The organism is Meiothermus luteus (genome assembly GCF_003574085.1).
GTDB classification, from domain to species: Bacteria; Deinococcota; Deinococci; order Deinococcales; family Thermaceae; genus Meiothermus; species Meiothermus luteus.
Genome location: NZ_QWKZ01000224.1, coordinates 1 through 587 on the forward strand (window position 1 = coordinate 1; position 587 = coordinate 587).

The 587-nt window shown below is 73.1% G+C and carries 1 protein-coding gene; it reads left to right on the forward strand.

Going from position 1 to position 587, the window contains the following annotated elements; genetic code table 11:
* Positions 1-587, forward strand: a 587-nt coding sequence (locus Mlute_RS15440; protein ID WP_245959013.1) for an FGGY-family carbohydrate kinase, incomplete at both ends; no start/stop codon positions are given.

The window sequence follows — 587 nt, forward strand, 5'->3', positions numbered from 1 at the left end:
GGGCCATGGTGGCCATTCTGGGTACCTCGAGCTGCCACCTGGCCCTAAGTCCCGAGGCCCGGGCGGTGCCCGGCATCGCCGGCATCGTGCCCGATGGAATCCTCCCGGGCTTCTACGGCTACGAGTGCGGCCAGCCTGCCACCGGGGACATGCTGGCCTGGTGGGTGCGCACCTTAGCCTGGGCCGGCGGGGCCTCCGAGACGGCCCTCTTTGAGCGGCTCAACCGGGCCCTGGAGGCCCGGCAGGCCCCCTCGGGCCTGCTGGCCCTGGACTGGTGGAACGGCTGCCGTACCCCGCGCATGGACGCGGGCCTCAAAGGGGTGCTGAGCGGCCTCCGACTGGACACCGACCCACCGCAGGTCTACCAGGCCCTGGTGGAGGCCAGCGCCTTCGGCACCCGGCTGGTCAAGGAGACCCTCGAGCGGGCCGTGGGGCCGCTGGAGCGGGTGGTGGCCACAGGGGGGCTCTCCCGCTCCCCGGCCATCTTGCAAATCTACGCCAACGCCCTGGGAACCCCCATAGAGGCAAGCCCCACCCCCCAGGCCTCGGCCCGCGGGGCAGCCCTTTATGGGGCCCTGGCCGCCGGC